Raw genomic sequence first — 17,260 nt, forward strand, 5'->3', positions numbered from 1 at the left:
TAAAGAACAACAACACAACTATGAGTGACGCTATTAAGCACGAATGCGGAATTGCCTTAGTTAGGCTACTAAAACCTTTGGAATATTATAAGGATAAGTATGGAAGTGCATTCTATGGAATAAACAAAATGTACCTAATGCTGGAAAAACAGCATAATAGAGGACAAGATGGAGCAGGTCTAGCCAGCATAAAACTAGACACCCTCCCTGGAGAACGCTATATCAGCCGTATTCGTTCTAACGAGCCACAACCTATCCAAGATATCTTTACCCAAATCAATTCGCGCTTAAACCAGATGGTTAACGAACTCCCAGAATTGAAAGATAATGTTGCCTTACAAAAAAAACTACTTCCGTATATAGGTGAAGTATTTTTAGGCCATGTACGCTATGGTACATTTGGAAAAAACAGTATTGAAAACGTACATCCATTCCTGCGTCAAAACAACTGGATGCACCGCAATCTAATAGTAGCTGGGAACTTCAACATGACCAATGTTAATGAATTATTCGATAATTTAATCCGATTAGGTCAACATCCAAAAGAAAAGGCAGATACAATTACCGTAATGGAAAAAATAGGTCACTTTTTAGATGACGAAGTAAACAAACTATATAAAAAGCTAAAACAGGAAGGCTTTAGTAAAAAGGAAGCCTCTCCTATTATTGCTGAACAATTGAATGTCGCCAAGATTCTAAAAAAGGCAGCAAAAAATTGGGATGGTGGTTATGCTATGGCAGGATTAATAGGTCACGGAGATGCTTTTGTCTTAAGAGACCCAGCAGGCATCCGCCCAGCATACTTCTACCAGGACGAGGAGGTGGTAGTGGTTGCCTCTGAACGTCCTGTTATTCAAACTGTCTTCAACGTAGAATACGAAGATGTTCATGAATTAGATCCAGGAAAAGCAATTATTATTAAGAAAAATGGAGGTGTTACCTTTAAACGTATTTTAGATCCATTGGAACGAAAAGCTTGTTCTTTTGAACGAATTTACTTTTCAAGAGGTAGCGATAAAGAGATTTATGAAGAACGAAAAATGCTAGGAAGATTACTATTTCCTAAAATTTTAGAAGTAGTTAATCACGATTTAGACAATACTGTTTTTTCATATATACCTAACACAGCTGAAACCTCATTTTTTGGACTTACTCAGGAGGTAGAAACCTATTTAAACCAGAAGAAAGAATTACAGATACTAAAAGAAGGGAACAACCTAACTCCTGAAAAGTTAAGAACCATCTTGGCAACTAGTCCACGAATGGAAAAAATTGCTATAAAAGACGTTAAATTACGCACTTTTATTACAGAGGATAGTAGCCGTGATGACTTAGTAGCCCATGTCTACGATATTACATATGGTTCAGTAAAACAAAATGACAATCTTGTTATTATTGACGATAGTATTGTGCGCGGTACAACCTTAAAAAAGAGTATTTTAAGAATTCTTGATAGACTACATCCAAAAAATATCATTGTTGTTTCTTCAGCACCACAAATACGTTATCCTGACTGTTACGGAATTGATATGGCCCGTCTTGAAGACCTAATCGCATTTAGAGCGGCTTTAGAACTACACAAAGACCGAGGAACCTACCATATAGTAGAAGATGTATATAAAAAATGTATTGCACAAGTTAATTTAATAGATAGTGAGGTTGTAAATGTGGTGAAGGATATCTACAATCCATTCACTGACGATGAAATTTCAGAAAAAATAAGCACATTATTAGCCCCGCAAGAAATTCAAGCTGGAGTAACAATCATATTCCAAACTGTTGATAACTTACACAAAGCTTGTCCAAAGAATTTAGGTGATTGGTACTTCACTGGGAATTATCCTACAGACGGAGGTAACCGTGTGGTAAACAGAGCTTTCATCAACTTTTATGAAGGAAATAATGAGCGCGCCTATTAAACGTTAACAATGAGTATTTCATCGAAAAAATAACATTTTTTTATTATTTCTTTTGCCAGATTGTTAATAATTATTACTTTAGCAGAGCCATAGCATAAGTAGGTTAAGTTCATGGTAAGATTTGGGGCAAAAAAAGGTGGACTAGTCCACCTTTTTTTATTTATAAACAAATTCAAACGCTAAAATATATACCTAAAAAATCCCGACGATGCGGGATTTTTATTTGTTTACAAGAAATGAATCTTTAGCTATTTTGAGCGTATAATTCTGCCACCTTTTCCCAGTTAATAACATTATAGAAGGCACCTATGTAATCAGGACGTCTATTCTGATAATTCAAATAATACGCATGTTCCCAAACATCTATGCCTAAAATTGGGTAACCACCACAACCTATACCAGGCATTAAAGGATTGTCTTGATTTGCAGTAGAGCATATTTCTACTTTTCCCCCTTTGTGTACACACAACCAGGCCCAGCCAGAACCAAACCGTGTTGCTGCAGCCTTACTGAAGGCTTCTTTAAATGCATCAAACGATCCTAGAGCAGAGTTAATTGCATCTGCAAGAGCTCCTTTAGGTTCTCCTCCACCATTTGGAGACATTATTTCCCAAAACAAGTTGTGATTATAAAATCCACCACCGTTATTTCGAACCGCCACATTATTCATATCTAATCCTCTCAGGATTTCTTCTATTGATTTTCCTTCCAACTCAGTACCCGAAATAGCCGAATTCAAGTTAGCAGTATAGGCGTTATGGTGTTTTGTATGGTGGATTTCCATAGTACGTGCGTCAATATGAGGCTCTAAAGCATCATACGCATAGGGTAATTTTGGTAATTCAAATGCCATGATTATAATTTTTTAGTTATTATTTATTTCTTTCAAAATTAACAATTATAGCCGTCAAATACTAACAATAAATTGTTAACTCCCGATAGAAATTTCTTATTTTGCAATAAAAAAAATCACTCTGTTGACTTCCTTTACTATCTACAACGCATCGGCCGGTTCAGGTAAAACCTACACCCTTGTTAAAACTTACTTAAAAATCATTTTACAACAACCACAAAATGATTATTTTAAGCATATACTTGCCATCACATTTACCAATAAAGCGGTAAATGAAATGAAAATCCGTATTGTTAATAGTTTAAAAAGCTTTAGAACAGCTCAAATGCTGGAAGAACCAGTCCCTATGTTTAGTGAGCTCTGCCACGAATTAAAACTTACACCCTCAGAACTACAGCAGCGTTGCGATACATTATTACATTCTATTCTACATAACTACGCTTTTTTCGATATAGCCACCATCGACAAATTCAATCATAGACTTATTCGAACATTTGCCTTTGATTTGAAAATATCTCAACAGTTTGAGGTTGAACTCAACACTAATGAACTACTTCAAAAGGCAGTAGACAATCTCATTGCAAGAGCAGGTAGAGATAAACCATTAACCAGACTCCTTGTTGAATTTTCTTTGGAAAAGCTAGAAGATGATAGAAGTTGGGATATCGCTTCAGATTTTTATGAAATGGCAAAGCTCCTCACTTCTGAGAATCATTTTGAACCTCTACACAAAGTTAAAGACCGCCCCTTAAAGGATTTTCTAAAACTAAAATCGCTTCTCAAAGAATATATTGATTCATTACGCAATAAGATAAAAGAAAGAGCAATCGAAATACTTTTAATTATTGATAACAAAGGACTTGAATCCAATGATTTTTCGAGAGGAACACTATATAGTCACTTTGAAAAACTTAGTAAGCATGAAATCGATGTATACAAAAATCAATTGTTACAAAATCTTGAATCAGGAAGTGGTCTGTATAACAAGAATACTCCCGAAAATAAAAAAGCACTTATAGATGACTTGAGACCTATACTTCTTGAAACATACCTTCAGATAAAAACTATGGTTTATCAGCAAAAACTGTATCAAAATGCCTATAAAAACATAGTCCCTTTTTCTGTATTGAGTGCAATTCAACAAGAAATGGAAACAATAAAGGCAGATGAAAACATAGTTCCTATTTCTGAATTCAACTATATTATTTCAGACGCAATTAAAAATCAGCCAGCACCTTTTATTTATGAAAGAATAGGGGAAAAATACCGTCATTTTTTTATTGACGAATTTCAAGATACTTCCCAGATGCAGTGGAATAATTTACTCCCTCTAATAGATTATGTTCTTCAAAGTGAAACTTCACAAACACAAAAAGGATCCCTTCTACTTGTTGGAGATGCTAAACAAGCAATATATAGATGGAGAGGTGGTAAGGCAGAACAATTTATCGATCTCTTTTTAGGGAAAAGTCAACCCTTTCACACCAAAGCTTATGTTGATGTTTTAGGCAATAATTTCAGAAGCCATGCTGAAATTATTCACTTCAACAACGATTTTTTTAAACATATATCTAATTACCTTCCTGACGATTCATACAAAAAAATATATAAGGATTCCAATCAAGAAATTCAACAAAAAAAGGGAGGGTACGTTTCCATATCTTTTATTGATTCTATAAAAAACAACGTTACGGAGGAAGACGACGACAATCCAAACAAAGATGAACGCTATGCCGCATCTACATTAGATGCAGTAAATGAAGCATTAAAAAATGGATTTCAATATCGAGATATTAGTGTACTAGTTCAAAAAAACAAAAATGGTTATCTACTAGCTAATCACCTTTCAAAAAATAATATCCCAATTATTTCTTCAGAATCTTTACTGTTGAAAAACCACGCCGGTGTTCGTTTTCTAATTAATTTAATTAAATTAATAATTCAGCCTGAAAATAAAGAGGCATTGGCCCAACTTCTATTAGAATTTGCCTCAATAAAAGAAATACCAAACGCTCATGATTTTTTAGTTGGATTCACCCGACATACGCCTGAGAATTTTTACAACGAATATGGCTTTGATTCTTCCTATGCAAGTACACACTCATTTTATGAATTGATGGAATATGCAATAGCTAGATTTGGTTTAGCATCTCAATCGGATGCTTATTTAACCTATTTTCTTGAAGAAATTTGGCAGTTTAACAAACCCTCTCAAGGAGGGATTTACGGATTTCTTTCACATTGGGAGCTGAATGAAGACAAATGGAGTATTGCAGCTCCAGAAGGTGTGAATGCTGTAACTATAATGACCGTTCATAAAAGTAAAGGACTTGAGTTTCCGGTTGTAATTTTCCCATACGCTAATGCCTCACTGTCCTTCGAAATCAATCCAAAAATATGGTATGATGTAATTCCTGAAAACCATGAAGGATTTTCTTCATTACTAATCAATAAAAATAATGAAGTTGCTCAATACAGTAATTATGGTCAAGCCTTGATAGATGAACATATTTCCAAAGTAATTCTAGATAAAATCAATGTGCTATATGTTGCACTAACACGTGCAGAAAATCACCTATACGTTATTTCCGAATATAACTCGCTAAAAAAAGAATCAGACACTCCCAATACATATTCACAACTTTTCATTGATTATTTAAAAAAAATCAACAGGTGGAGAGAGGGACAATTACAGTATGAATTTGGAAGCCCTTTAATTCAACATCAACAAAACGTTCAAAAAGAAGAAGATCATTTACCATTCGCACCACAACGCAAACTTGAATTACAATATAACATAGCGACACGGTCTGGCTCATTATGGGATACTAAACAAGGAGATGCTATTAATAGAGGTAATATACTCCATGATTTATTATCTCAAATACGTTGGAAAACTGACATTGATGATGCGTTAAAACATGCAATAATTCAAGGAAACATAGCAGCAGAAAGTTATAACGAACTTAAAGAAATGCTCAACAAACTTGTATCGAACCCCATTTTAGAACCCTATTTTTCACCTAAATACACCATTTATAATGAACAGGAATTACTTGGAGCAGAAAAACAACTACTCCGTCCAGATCGATTAGTTATAGATAACAAAAAAAATGTTGTTATTATCGATTACAAAACAGGAAAGGACAATCCAAAATACGCAATTCAATTAAACGAATATGAGCAAGTACTCAAATTTATGGGATATACAATAAAGCACAAATTACTAGTATTTATTAACGAAGAAATTGAAGTTAAAATACAGTCTTAAGTACCATAGTAAAAATCTTATCTTTGCATAAAAACACAACTCATGTACGGAAAAATACAACAACATTTAGCCAAGGAACTAGAAGATATCAAGAACGCTGGTTTATTCAAAAAAGAACGAATTATCACCTCTGCACAAGGAGCTGAAATCACTATAAACACGGGGGAAAAAGTTCTTAATTTTTGTGCCAACAATTATTTGGGGCTTTCATCTCATCCGGAAGTAATACAAGCAGCTAAAGACGCAATGGACACTCATGGATTTGGAATGTCCTCAGTACGTTTCATTTGTGGCACACAAGATATACACAAAGAATTAGAGCAAAAAGTTGCTGAATTCTATGGCACAGAAGACACCATTTTGTATGCCGCAGCATTTGATGCAAATGGTGGAGTCTTTGAACCTCTATTTGGACCCGAAGACGCTATAATCTCCGACTCACTTAATCATGCCTCCATTATTGACGGTGTTCGTTTATGTAAGGCAAAACGATATCGCTATGAGAATAGCAACATGAAAGACCTTGAAGACCAACTTAAAAAAGCTAATGAAGATGGTGCAAGATTTAAAATTATAGTTACAGACGGTGTCTTTTCAATGGATGGACTAGTTGCGCCATTAGATAAAATATGTGACCTAGCAGAAGCTTACGATGCACTAGTAATGATTGATGAGTGTCATGCTGCAGGCTTTATTGGGAGAACAGGAAGAGGAACCTTAGAAGAGAAAAATGTAATGGGCCGAGTTGACATCATTACAGGTACTCTTGGAAAAGCTTTAGGTGGAGCTATGGGTGGCTATACGACTGGTAAAAAGGAAATTATAGAGCTTCTTCGTCAAAGATCACGTCCCTATTTATTTTCTAACTCTCTAGCACCCGCTATAGTTGGGGCTTCCATAAAGGTATTTGAGTTACTTTCCTCAAGCACTACATTGCGTGATCAATTAGAATGGAATACAGATTACTTTAAAAAAGGAATGAAAGCTGCCGGTTTTGATATCATTGATGGCGATAGTGCTATTGTTCCAGTAATGTTGTATGATGCAAAGTTATCACAAGAAATGGCAGACAAATTATTGACAAAAGGAATTTATGTAATTGGCTTCTTTTATCCAGTAGTTCCAAAAGATAAAGCGCGTATCAGAGTACAGTTATCTGCAGCTCATACTAGGGAACATTTGGACAAGGCAATTGCTGCATTTACCGAAGTAGGGAAGGAACTAAAAGTCATATAAACCTGACTAAAATTTCTTAAAAAGTAAAAAAAATTACTACATTTGCTTTTGTTAATATTGATTAACAGGTTACTTTTGTATACATTAACACATAATTTAAACAAATTGAACATGAAACATCTAAGCAAATTATTGGTTGCTATTTTCCTTGTGGCAGGATTTAGCAGCGTAGAAGCTCAGGACAAAAACAATCCATGGCAGTTTGGTTTTGGAGTGAATGCTGTTGACGCGTTCCCTACCAACAACCTTCTAATGGATAACGCCAGAAAAGGTAAATGGTTTGACGAGTATTTCAACGCATCTAACCACTGGAATATTCTTCCTGCCATATCTACACTTAACGTTTCTAAGTATGTAGGAGATGGATTCTCTTTTGGTGTAAGAGGTTCACTTAACAAAATCGAGAACATGGGTGACGCTAAGGTTGACGACCTTACTTACTACGGTCTTGATGGAGAGATCAAATACAACCTAAATGAATTGTTTGGTATGAAAGTATTTGATCCTTACCTACAAGTTGGTGGTGGTTACTCTTGGATTGATGATTTAGGTGCTGGTACTTTGAATGGAGGTCTTGGATTTAATCTTTGGTTTACTGAGAATCTTGGTTTAAACTTCCAAACTTCATACAAGCACTCTTTCGAAGACAGATTAGTTCCTCACTTCCAACATTTAGCTGGTCTTGTTATCAAATTTGGTGGCAATGATACTGATGGAGACGGTATCTATGACAAAGATGATGCTTGCCCTGAAGTGGCTGGTCTTCCACAATTCAACGGTTGCCCTGATTCTGACGGAGATGGTATTGAAGATTCTAAAGACGCTTGTCCTAATGAGGCTGGCCCTGCAGAGTTCAATGGTTGTCCTGATTCAGACGGTGATGGCATTGCTGACAAGGACGATGCTTGTCCAACTGTAGCTGGAAAAAGAGAATTGAATGGTTGCCCTGATAAAGATAACGATGGTATAGCAGACAAAGATGACGCTTGTCCTGAAGTAGCTGGTCCTAAAGAAAACAAAGGATGTCCATGGCCAGACAGAGATGGTGATGGTGTTCTTGACAAAGATGACGCTTGTCCTGAAGTTAAAGGTACTGTTGCAAACAAAGGTTGTCCTGAGGTTACTCAGGAAGTTCAAGACACTTTGAATGAGTATGCTAAAACTATTTTATTTGACACTGGAAAATCGACCATCAAAGCTCAATCAGCGACCGTTCTGGATCAAATTGTAGGAGTATTAAATGAATACTCTAACTCTAAGTTTACAATTGAAGGTCACACTGACAGTACTGGTAGTCTAGCAACTAACAATCGTCTTTCTCAAGAAAGAGCAGATGCGGTTCGTGTTTACCTAGTAGACAAGGGGATATCTCCTGACCGTCTAACTGCAAAAGGTTTTGGTCCTAGCAACCCTATTGCATCTAACAAAAATGCTAAAGGCCGCGCTCTTAATAGACGCGTTGAAATTAACTTGGTAAAAGAATAATTTCTTTATAATCTCAATTAAAACGCCCCGAATATTCGGGGCGTTTTTTATTTTTATATCCATGGAAACATTTTTAGGAAATGTCGTGGCTTCCGTATTAAAAAAAAATATTGATCCACGACAACTTACATTTATTGTACCGAGCAAAAGAGCAGTAGTCTTCTTAAAAGATCACTATATTCAATTAAATAATTCTATAGGATTTTTACCTAAATTCTACAGTATTGAAGAATTTATCGAAGGATTATCTGGCATAAAACAAGCTCCTAATCTGGTACTGCTATTTGAACTTTATGATTGTTATAAGACAAACACTCCAAATAACCCAGATAACTTTGAAACCTTTTTAGGCTGGGGACAAACGCTACTCCAAGATTTTAATGAAATTGACAGGTATCTTATTGAACCCGACACTATCTTTCCGTACATAAAAGCCATCAAAGAAATTGACCATTGGTCACTTTCAGAAAACCTTACACCTCTGCAAGAATCACATCTTTCATTTTGGAAAACTCTTGGCAGCTATTATTATCAGTATAAAAAACATTTACTTGATAAAGAAATAGGTTACCAAGGTCTCGTATACATACAAGCTTTAGAGAACTTAGAATTATATATTCAAAATTTCAGAAATCACACTCATGTATTTGCAGGCTTCAACGCCCTTAATAAAGCGGAAGAGAGAATTATACAAGAGATTTTACATAATCTACCTGCCTCCATATTCTGGGATACAGATAAAGCATTTCTACAAGAAAAAGACCATGATGCCTCACTATTCCTTAAATCACATTTTTCAAAATGGAATTATTATAAAAAAAATACCCCTGAGTGGATTAGTAACAACTTTGAAAATCCTAAAAACATTGAAATCACAGGTCTTCCAAAAAACATAAATCAAGCAAAATACATCAGTAATTTATTAAACCGCTACGCTGAAAATGGAACCCTAAAACATACGGCTGTAGTATTGTCAGATGAGCAACTTTTACTCCCTTTACTATCCAACATCAGCAATGAAATTGAGGCTGTAAATATAACTATGGGCTACCCACTACAGGAGACGCCGATAGCGCCTATATTTTCATTTTATTTTAAGCTATTTCTAAACGAACAAAAAGAATGGTATTACAAAGATATCATCGGATTTTTATCCCTCCCTCAAATAGCCATTCTATTTGATAACAAACCTTCTGTTACTCAAAATCTAATACAATATCTCTATAATAACAATATAAGTTATGTAACTAATTCTACTTGGTTGGACTGCACCAATGACTCACAAGTAATAAAGACATTACACTGGCTTTTACCAAACTCAGAATCTACTTCTCCCCTACAACTGATTCAGAGAAGTCGTGAAATCATTAACAGTCTAAAAAACTACTATAGCCAACAGTCTACGAACACTATACTTTTAGAATATTTATTTAGGTTTTACGAACTTTTCAATCAGCTTGAAGACCTTCAACTGTCCTACGGATTTATATCTTCAACTAAATCTTTATATAGACTTTATACCGACATTCTAACAAAAGAATCTTTAGATTTCAAAGGAGAACCTCTTGAAGGTCTTCAGATTATGGGTATGCTAGAAAGTAGAAACTTAGATTTCGAGAACCTTATTATTGCCTCAGTAAATGAAGGTATCTTACCTTCAGGGAAAAATAACAATTCTTTTATTCCCTATGAAGTAAAAAAAGCTGTAGAACTTCCAACTTATAAAGAAAAAGACGCAATTTATGCTTATCATTTCTATCGTCTATTACAACGTGCTAAAAACATTCACTTACTATATAACACAGAACCAGACGCCCTAAATGGGGGAGAAAAAAGTCGCTTCCTCCAGCAATTGGAATCCTTTTCCCCAAATCAACATTCAATAAAGTCAAGCATACTAGCACCTAAAATCACCCCACCTGACATTATTGAACTCAAAATCGATAAAACTAGCACTACTATGCTTCGTCTCAAGGAAGTAGCTGCCAAAGGTTTTTCACCATCATCTTTAGCAAAATACATTAGTAACCCTATGGAATTTTACCAGCAATACATACTAGGTATTCGTGAAGAAGAAACAGTTGAAGAAACAGTTGCAGCTAACACTATGGGCACAATTGTTCATGCCGTTTTGGAGGAGATGTACCTACCTGTTGTGGGTCAATTCCTTTCAGAAATACAACTTTCGAAAATGAGGAGCACAATCGAAACGCTTACTTTAAAACATTTTCAAGCCTTTTATAAAAATACCTCAAAACTAACTGGCAAAAATTTGATTATTTATGAAGTCATAAAAAAATACATAGATAAATTTCTATCTATGGAATCAGATACTCTTAAGAAAGGCATCACTATAAAGGTAGTAGATGTAGAACGCAAAGTAAATATCCCATTTAAAAGTGAAAAAATACCTTTTGAAATAGTACTTAAAGGTACCGTAGATAGGATTGATATACGAGATGGCCAACTTTGTATTATAGATTATAAGACTGGTAAAGTAGAGGCCAAGGATGTCACATTTCCAGATTGGAACGAGCTTATAACCAATGCCAGTTACACAAAGGCTTTTCAACTACTTACCTATGCCTACATGTATACCCAAGAAAATGAAGTTAAAGATGAATTAGAAGTGGGTAATATCTCATTTAAAAAACTCTCAGCAGGTTTCATTCCAGCTTCATTGGGCGTATCAAGAAACAAAGTAAGCAAAATTTCTAAGGAGATGCTTTTAGAAATAGAATTAGCATTGGAAATCTTATTATTGGAAATTTTAAACCCTGAAATTCCTTTTAAAAATAAAAAAATTGAATGATACATTTACCATTCTTGATTGACGGAAAACATCAACTTCCAATTCTTGGAGATATAACTTATACTGAAAGCAATAAAAGCATCCCAATTATTATCTTTTGTCATGGCTATAAAGGCTTTAAAGATTGGGGATGTTGGCATCTGGTTGCTCAAAAATTTGCCAGCAAAGGATTTGCCTTTGTGAAATTCAATTTTTCCCACAACGGAGGAACTGTTGATCAACCTATAGATTTCCCAGATTTGAAAGCCTTTGGAAACAATAATTACATAAAAGAATTAGACGATTTACAAACCGTGATTGACTGGCTTTACACTTCTAATTCCCCTATAACACCAAATGGAGGAATACACCTAATTGGTCATTCTAGAGGAGGTGGTATTGTCACTATCAAAGGAGCAGAGGAGAATCGAATTATGAGTATAACCTCTTGGGCAGGTGTTAGCGACTTTTCCATTCACTTTCCTAAAGGAATAAAAAAATTGATTTGGAAAATACGAGGGGTAGGTTATGTTTATAATGTTCGCACTAAACAAAGAATGCCACATTATTATCAATTCTACAAAAACTTTAAATCCAACCAACAACGCCTAACCATATCTAATGCAGTACAAAAAATAGATATTCCACATTTACTTATTCATGGCACCAACGACCTTGTAGTTCCTTTAAAAGAGGCCCAAAATGTTGCCAAATGGAATCCAAAAAGTGAATTATTTATATTAAATGACGGAGATCACAGTTTTCACGCAACCCATCCTTGGAAAACTGAATCATTACCCGTAGATATGAGCAAAGCTATTGAAAAGACAATGGTATTTCTTGACCAGTTTCGTCCTTAAACTATACAATAAAAAAAGCAGTACCATGGTACTGCTTTGTGGAGAAGATGGGGCTCGAACCCACGACCTCTTGCATGCCATGCAAGCGCTCTAGCCAACTGAGCTACATCCCCAAAAAATCTTGGCAAATATACTACAAATAAATTCCAAAAAACAAATTACGATTTCCAAAGTTTACTAATTGTCGCTATTTTTGATGTAAATATTAAGCGACATGACAACTACAAGACCTAGCGGAAGCTTATATACCCGTATTGAAAATCATATTGCCACAATTGAATTTGGACATCCAGCAAGTAATTCTTTCCCTTCAGAATTATTAGCTAGACTATCAAAAGAATTTCATTTGCTTTCTGATAATTCTGAAATACACATCATAGTTCTAAAAAGTGAAGGAGATGGCCCATTCTGTGCTGGCGCCTCATTTAACGAACTTGTTGACATAAAAACTCTCGATGAAGGGACTACATTTTTTAATGGTTTTGCTAAAGTCCTAAATGCCATGAGACAATGCTCTAAATTAATTATTGGTCGTGTACAAGGCAAAGCTGTAGGTGGCGGTGTAGGTCTAATCGCAGCCTGCGATTATGTCATGGCCACTGAAGCTTCAGCCATTAAACTTTCAGAATTAACAATTGGAATAGGCCCATTTGTTATAGCTCCTGCCATTGAAAGAAAAATAGGAATAGCAGCCTTAAGTGAACTCACCATAGCCGCCGAGTCTTGGCAAAATGCCTATTGGGCTAAAGAAAAAGGATTGTACGCAAGGGTTTTTGAAACTATAAAAGAATTAGACAAGGAAGTTGAATTTCTATCAATAAAACTATCTCAGTATAACCCACAAGCCTTGTATGAAATGAAAAAAGTACTGTGGAAAAACACTGAAGATTGGGACACTTTACTTGATCAACGTGCACGTATTTCGGGTAAACTCGTCTTATCTGAATTCACCCGAGAAGCTTTACAGAGATTTAAAAAGTAAATAATATTAACGGGTTTTTAACCAGCCTGTAATACTTAACCTAGTTGTTTTTACAGGTCTAACCTCATGTTCCAATAACTGACTTTCAAATATAACAACTCGTCCAGGATATGGATAGATTACGACCTCTTCCTCACCTTCATTGTTCGGAAGATAAATAACCAACTCACCTCCGTTCTCAGGTTTCCAATCTTCATTGTTTAAATAACAAACAATAGAAAGCTTTCTTCTATCATCATTTAGAAAGGTATCTAAATGTCTTTTGTAGAAAGTACCCTCAGGATATAATGCATAATGAAATTCCTTATAAAGAATACCCATAAAGCATGTTTTATTCAAGTAGTCAATAAAGTCATTGATGCGTTTAAAGAACTGTTGTTCAACTATACCACAATCAGCTTCGTTTAGCCATTTAATAAAATCCCCTCTTACTGATTTTTCTACAATTTCATTTATACGATTACCAATGGCTGCTTTTTTAAAATCATCATCTTCATATGCCATCATTAGGGAGTTTCTTAAGGCAGCAACTTCGGATTCTGTGAAAAAACCTTCTACTATACTGAAGCGCTGCTCTATGAGGTCATTAATAACCTTTTCATACAGAGGATTACATTCAAAATCCAACTGCTCAAACAATTCGTCTTGTGCCACTAATTAGCTATAATTATTCGAGGTGAAAATTACACTTTTTCTGCTTTTGTTGTATCACTCCTCCCTTTTTGAGTAAAAAATAATTGAAATCTAATACCTTTGTAACTGAAAGAGATTATTATGACTCAAATACGTATTACCAAACAATTTAGTTTTGAAACCGGGCATGCCCTTTACGGTTATGACGGAAAATGCAAAAACGTTCACGGACATAGTTATAAATTATCTGTTACCGTAATTGGAAGTCCCAATATAGATACCACTAATGTAAAATACGGAATGGTTATCGACTTTGGGGATTTGAAAAAAATTGTAAAAGAGGAAATTGTAGATATTTTTGATCATGCAACAGTGTTCAACCAAAACACTCCACACATTGATTTAGCAAACGAACTAAAATCCAGAAATCACAACGTTATCTTGGTAGATTACCAGCCTACAAGTGAAAATATGGTAATTGATTTTGCTAATAAAATAAGACGAAGACTTCCGAAAAATATCAATCTATTTTCGTTAAAACTCCAAGAGACAGAAACTTCCTATGCAGAATGGTATGCTTCAGACAATTAATCGTATATTATTCAAATGAATATTCCAGAAGGTAAAAAAATATACTTTGCTTCAGACAATCATTTAGGAGCTCCAACTAGAAATGAAAGCAAGGAGCGAGAAGAAAAATTTGTTAAATGGTTAGATACCATTAAAAACGATGCAGCTGCTATTTTTCTCCTGGGCGATCTTTTCGATTTTTGGTTCGAATACAAAACTGTTGTCCCGAAGGGATACATTCGCACACTGGGAAAGTTGGCAGAAATTTCTGATTTAGGTATTCCTATATATTTTTTTGTTGGCAATCATGACCTTTGGATGAATGGTTATTTTGAAGAAGAATTAAACATTCCCGTATTCCACTCCCCTCAAATATTCACCTTCAATGGTAAAAAATTTCTAATAGGACATGGCGATGGACTTGGTCCTGGAGACAAAGGATATAAACGCATGAAAAAAGTATTCACCAATAAATTTTGCAAATGGCTATTCCGTTGGCTTCATCCCGATATAGGAGTTCGGTTGGCTCAGTATCTTTCAGTGAAAAACAAGCTAATTTCTGGGGATGAAGACGTTACTTTCTTGGGTGAAGATAATGAATGGCTAGTGCAATATTGTAAAAGAAAATTAACTCAGGAAAAATACGACTATTTTGTATTTGGACATCGTCATCTACCGCTAGAAATCAATCTGGATGAGCATAGTAAATACTTTAATTTAGGTGATTGGATACATTATTATACCTACGGTGAATTTAACGGCAATCACTTTCAAATAAAGGAATACAAATTATAAAAATATCCCGAAGTTTTTCGGGATATTTTAAGTACTAACATAAATAATCAATTCAAAGGAAATATTTAATATGAATCGCTATTTTCATAATCAGAACATATCAAATAGCAGACCTCTATTTCACAGTAACGGTTAAAAATCCCAAAAAAAATGGCTATCCCATAGATGAAGGACGGATATCTCTGATCCTAAGTTGGAGACTAACAGAGCCATTCCATTCATTTTCATCAATACTGTAAACTATATCAACGCGCTTTTGATTAGCTAGTAAATCCAATTTCTTTCCAAGCCCAAATCCTATTGAAACGAAACGATCACTACCGTCTTGCTGAAAAACAGCCCTAAGGTGTGACTCATCCTTACCAACACACTTTGCCTGTCCAATTTCATATACATTACGTGAAATAAAAACGGGCTGTAAATTTCCGGGACCAAATGGAGCTATCTGTTTAAGAATCCGATAAAACTTAGGTGTAATTGATGAAAGAGGAATTTCATCATCAATTAAAATCTCTGGAATCAATAGATTTGGGTCTATAGTTTTAGAAACCACCTCTTCAAAACGTTCCTTAAACATTGGATATTGAGCCTCTGTAAGGGTGAGCCCCGCTGCATATTTATGACCTCCAAATTGCTCAATATACTCTGCGCATGCTTCCAATGCATTATAGACATCAAATCCTTTCACCGAACGTGCAGAGGCCGCAAGTTTATCTCCACTTTTAGTAAATACAAGCGTAGGTCGATAATAGGTTTCAATTAACCTTGAAGCCACAATACCAATAACACCTTTATGCCAGTTTTCATTAAAAACAACAGTAGTAAAACGCTTTTCTTCCTGTTTTTCCAATATTTGAGTAAGTGCTTCATCTTTTATTAATTGATCAAGTTCTCTTCTGTCAGAGTTAAAATCTTCAATTTCTCTCGCTAAAATAGTCGCATTTTTATAATCGGATTCCGTTAACAAATTTACAGCATGCTGACCATGCCTTATGCGACCAGCAGCATTAATTCGTGGAGCTATTATAAAAACTACATCACCTAATGTCATTTCTCTTTTTTTTTGAAAAGTCATTAGAGCGTAAATTCCTGGACGAGGTTTGGAATTCAATACTTCTAAACCAAAATATGCTAATACTCTATTCTCACCAGTAACCGGGACAATATCGGCAGCAATTGCAGTGGCTACTAAGTCCAAAAAAGGTAATAAATCCTCTATATTTTGACCGCGACCATGAGCTAAGGCTTGAATGAGCTTAAATCCCACCCCACAACCACAAAGCTCATCATATGGATAATGACAATCCTGTCGTTTAGGGTCTAAAACAGCTATAGCTTCAGGTAACTGTTCTCCTGGACGATGGTGATCGCATATTATAAAATCAATTCCTTTCCGAGCAGCATAAGCCACCTCTTCAATAGATTTTATACCACAATCTAATGCAATAATAAGGGATACATTATTGTCATCTGCAAAATCAATTCCTTGAATTGACAACCCATATCCTTCCACATATCGATCAGGAATATAGGTAGCAACATTAGATGTAAATTGCATTAAATATGAAGACACTAAGGCTACTGCCGTTGTACCATCTACATCGTAATCACCGAAAACAAGAATGTTTTCTCCACAAGAAATAGCTTTATTAATACGGGCAACTGCAGAATCCATATCCTTCATTAGAAATGGATTATGCAAATCTTTCAAATTTGGACGGAAAAAAGCCCGAGCTTCATCAAATGTCTTAATACCACGTTGACATAACAAATTAGCTATTTCGTCCGAAACCTGTAAATCCCATGCTAGATTATTCACATGCGAAGTTTCAGCTTTGGACTTTAAAGTCCAACGAATGTCTGTC

General features: G+C 35.1%; 12 protein-coding genes and 1 tRNA gene. 9 read left to right on the forward strand and 4 right to left on the reverse strand.

Features of this window, described 5'->3' with window-relative positions; genetic code table 11:
* Positions 1–20 precede the first annotated feature (20 nt).
* On the forward strand, positions 21–1,919 hold the full coding sequence (locus tag PT603_RS10930; protein ID WP_008236553.1) for an amidophosphoribosyltransferase: 1,899 nt from the start codon (positions 21–23) through the stop codon (positions 1,917–1,919).
* Positions 1,920–2,163: 244 nt separating this feature from the next.
* Here the strand turns inward: PT603_RS10930 and PT603_RS10935 are convergent, their stop codons facing one another.
* Entirely contained in the window at positions 2,164–2,772 is a 609-nt protein-coding gene (locus tag PT603_RS10935) for a superoxide dismutase (RefSeq protein WP_008236552.1), read from the reverse strand.
* 124 nt (positions 2,773–2,896) lie between these two features.
* On the opposite strand from PT603_RS10935, the gene PT603_RS10940 reads away from it, so the two are divergent.
* From PT603_RS10940 to PT603_RS10960, 5 genes are all read left to right on the forward strand, one after another.
* Positions 2,897–6,043 carry a UvrD-helicase domain-containing protein gene (locus PT603_RS10940; RefSeq protein ID WP_008236550.1) on the forward strand — a complete coding sequence of 1,049 codons (3,147 nt, stop codon included), beginning with the start codon at positions 2,897–2,899 and terminating at the stop codon, positions 6,041–6,043.
* 42 nt (positions 6,044–6,085) lie between these two features.
* Positions 6,086–7,279: a glycine C-acetyltransferase gene (gene kbl, locus PT603_RS10945; protein WP_008236549.1), complete on the forward strand. Its 1,194-nt coding sequence runs from the start codon at positions 6,086–6,088 to the stop codon at positions 7,277–7,279.
* 111 nt (positions 7,280–7,390) lie between these two features.
* Complete coding sequence (locus tag PT603_RS10950; protein WP_008236548.1) at positions 7,391–8,764, forward strand: OmpA family protein; 1,374 nt, start codon at positions 7,391–7,393, stop codon at positions 8,762–8,764.
* Between the two features lie 61 nt (positions 8,765–8,825).
* Entirely contained in the window at positions 8,826–11,576 is a 2,751-nt protein-coding gene (locus PT603_RS10955) for a PD-(D/E)XK nuclease family protein (RefSeq protein ID WP_008236547.1), read from the forward strand.
* Entirely contained in the window at positions 11,573–12,415 is an 843-nt protein-coding gene (locus PT603_RS10960; RefSeq protein ID WP_008236546.1) for an alpha/beta hydrolase family protein, read from the forward strand. The genes PT603_RS10955 and PT603_RS10960 overlap by 4 nt, the downstream gene beginning before the upstream one ends.
* Positions 12,416–12,454: 39 nt before the next feature.
* On the opposite strand, the gene PT603_RS10965 is transcribed toward PT603_RS10960, so the two are convergent.
* A tRNA-Ala gene (locus PT603_RS10965) sits at positions 12,455–12,528 on the reverse strand.
* Between the two features lie 101 nt (positions 12,529–12,629).
* Here PT603_RS10965 and PT603_RS10970 point away from each other — a divergent pair.
* A complete protein-coding gene (locus PT603_RS10970) occupies positions 12,630–13,397 on the forward strand; it encodes an enoyl-CoA hydratase/isomerase family protein (protein ID WP_008236545.1) in 768 nt (255 codons plus the stop codon).
* Between the two features lie 6 nt (positions 13,398–13,403).
* On the opposite strand, the gene PT603_RS10975 is transcribed toward PT603_RS10970, so the two are convergent.
* On the reverse strand, positions 13,404–14,051 hold the full coding sequence (locus tag PT603_RS10975; RefSeq protein ID WP_008236536.1) for a 2OG-Fe(II) oxygenase: 648 nt from the start codon (positions 14,049–14,051) through the stop codon (positions 13,404–13,406).
* Between the two features lie 120 nt (positions 14,052–14,171).
* Here PT603_RS10975 and PT603_RS10980 point away from each other — a divergent pair, with 120 nt between their 5' ends.
* Both PT603_RS10980 and PT603_RS10985 read left to right on the forward strand, forming a co-directional pair.
* The gene (locus PT603_RS10980; protein ID WP_008236534.1) at positions 14,172–14,621 is read left to right on the forward strand and encodes a 6-pyruvoyl trahydropterin synthase family protein; all 450 of its coding nucleotides are present in this window, start codon (positions 14,172–14,174) and stop codon (positions 14,619–14,621) included.
* Positions 14,622–14,636: 15 nt separating this feature from the next.
* Positions 14,637–15,395 (forward strand): UDP-2,3-diacylglucosamine diphosphatase, encoded by a 759-nt coding sequence (locus PT603_RS10985; protein WP_008236532.1) that lies wholly within the window; start codon positions 14,637–14,639, stop codon positions 15,393–15,395.
* A gap of 154 nt (positions 15,396–15,549) precedes the next feature.
* On the opposite strand, the gene recJ is transcribed toward PT603_RS10985, so the two are convergent.
* Positions 15,550–17,253 carry a single-stranded-DNA-specific exonuclease RecJ gene (recJ, locus tag PT603_RS10990; RefSeq protein ID WP_040488544.1) on the reverse strand — a complete coding sequence of 568 codons (1,704 nt, stop codon included), beginning with the start codon at positions 17,251–17,253 and terminating at the stop codon, positions 15,550–15,552.
* Between the last annotated feature and the right edge of the window lie 7 nt (positions 17,254–17,260).

The organism is Imtechella halotolerans (assembly GCF_028743515.2).
GTDB classification, from domain to species: domain Bacteria; phylum Bacteroidota; class Bacteroidia; order Flavobacteriales; family Flavobacteriaceae; genus Imtechella; species Imtechella halotolerans.